The sequence below is a fragment of the bacterium genome, from assembly GCA_037131655.1.
Taxonomy (GTDB): domain Bacteria; phylum Armatimonadota; class Fimbriimonadia; order Fimbriimonadales; family JBAXQP01; genus JBAXQP01.
In genome coordinates this window covers 1-1,919 of the sequence record JBAXQP010000420.1, presented here as the reverse complement: position 1 = coordinate 1,919, position 1,919 = coordinate 1, and the positions used below count along the sequence as shown (strand labels likewise).

The following is a 1,919-nucleotide window of genomic DNA, read 5'->3' as shown; positions in this document are numbered from 1 at the left end:
AGGTTCATAATGCTTTTAATTCATTGCAAATCTGCAAATTAACTGTGTATCGGGAAAAGGGTTTCCCGATACAACTAATGTTTTTTTACTGATCCATTGCGAGTTGCGAGTTCCCGACATTCAAGACACCCTTCGACAAGCTGCTATGTAGAAGTCAAGTAAAATTTATATATTTATTGATTTTCTCTTTTATAAGTATAAACGTTATATTAATTTGCGCCAACTCTGCCCAGGTTCTGGAAGACTAGCTGCTATACGTGGCATTCCTCAAGGGAACCGCACTTCCTGGATTATCCGTTTTACCGGAACATCTGGACTTTGGTGTCTCGGGATCTCTGTCTCATGGATCGATTCATTAATCTGCCTGTCGTCGAGCCCTCCCGAAACGTTTTGTCTTCCCAGCCCTGACCTGAGTCGCAGGCTATTGAGCGCTACTATGCAGCAGCACGCAATTCGTATTTACGCTGACTCTTAAGCACACAATGCATCCGTTCAGTCAGCTTCCTCGCTATAGCAACAATCGCAACTCTGGCACCAACCCTTTGGGAATGACTTGCGCATATGCGATCGTAGATTGATTTCAACTCACTATCTCTTCGGATCGCTATCCAAGCACCCTGTATCAACATCGATCTTAGCCTCGGATCACCACACTTTGTTATAGAACCTCTATCCGTTCGGTCACCTGTTGAGTTTTCAGTCGGTACCAACCCAAAAAATGCACCTGCCTGCTTGCTTGTTCCCAAACATCTCCAGTCACCAAACCTGGCCAGCGTGTAACAAGCGATGCGCCAACCAATACCTGGACAGCTTGTCAAATACTCAATACAACACTTCAAGTCATCATTACCATTTACATGACTCTTTAAAGCAAACTCAGCCAGTAGCATCTGTTTGCTTAAACACTCAAGATGATTGAGCAAACTGTTGATCTTATAATTGATTACAACAGCACAATCCAAACTCCGTAGCTTTGCCACCACTGCTTTTGTCCACTGGCTACCTTTAGCTGCCGGAGGAAAATCTAATCCCTCTTTAAGCAACTCTGCCTTAATCCTGCATTTGTAGGCACGAATATCCTGCATGTAGGTGTAGCGCAATTGCACGAGTGTTCGCAAATGACGTATTGACTCCGTTGGAACATGAATGCCTTTGAGCTGATTGCCACTAAGCAAAATTGATAACTTCTTTGAATCCAATCGGTTGGTCTTTACACGATTGTTTGGAGCATTGGGAATGCTGCCCGGAGATACCACCAAGCAATCATTGCCCGCACCAACAATTGAATCATAAAGCCCAAATCCTGTAGGACCTGCTTCATAGACAAATCTTACTTTCTTTCCAGGATAATGCTTCTCGATGAACGATAACAAGTTACTGGCATCATAGGGCATCTTCAAAGAACTTATAACCTCATGTCCATCATTCACGCTAACAGATATGCTACTCTTATCCACATCCAAACCTACATACAAATCGTATTTACCATTACAAATATTTTCCTGATATGTGTTATAATCTTTCATGTTGAGTCCTCCTATAAGTTTTTTTGTTTCCAAATACTACTTATCTAAAGAGAACTCAACAACCTTCATCTTCTATCATACCAGTCTCAGGATGGTGTACATTTTCAGGATGGTGTGAATTCAAGTATATTGATATGTTTCAGGATCAACCCACTAGTTAAATGGTGTCTAAAGCTATAAAACAAGCCCATAACCTAAAATTTACTTCATCCTGAGCTTGTCGAAGGGTGTACAAAGCTATAAAACAACCACATAGCCAAAGATATACTTCATCATGAGACTGAGACATCCTTCGACAAGCTCAGGATGGTGATATCTTTCAGCTTGATGAGGTTTTTAGGTATGATGCAGTATTTAGACCTTTCAACAGACTCAGGATGATGAGATTTTAAC

1 protein-coding gene is annotated in these 1,919 nt (G+C 41.5%); it reads right to left on the bottom strand.

Going from position 1 to position 1,919, the window contains the following annotated elements; genetic code table 11:
• Nucleotides 1–434: 434 nt before the first annotated feature.
• Nucleotides 435–1,526, bottom strand: coding sequence for an IS110 family transposase (locus tag WCO51_13185; protein ID MEI6514207.1), 1,092 nt, complete (start codon nt 1,524–1,526; stop codon nt 435–437).
• Nucleotides 1,527–1,919: the final 393 nt, after the last annotated feature.

What these genes read in the sequence shown, in the direction of transcription:
- WCO51_13185 (MEI6514207.1), bottom strand. Translation starts at nt 1,526, where the DNA reads ATGAAAGATTATAACACATATCAGGAAAATATTTGTAATGGTAAATAC.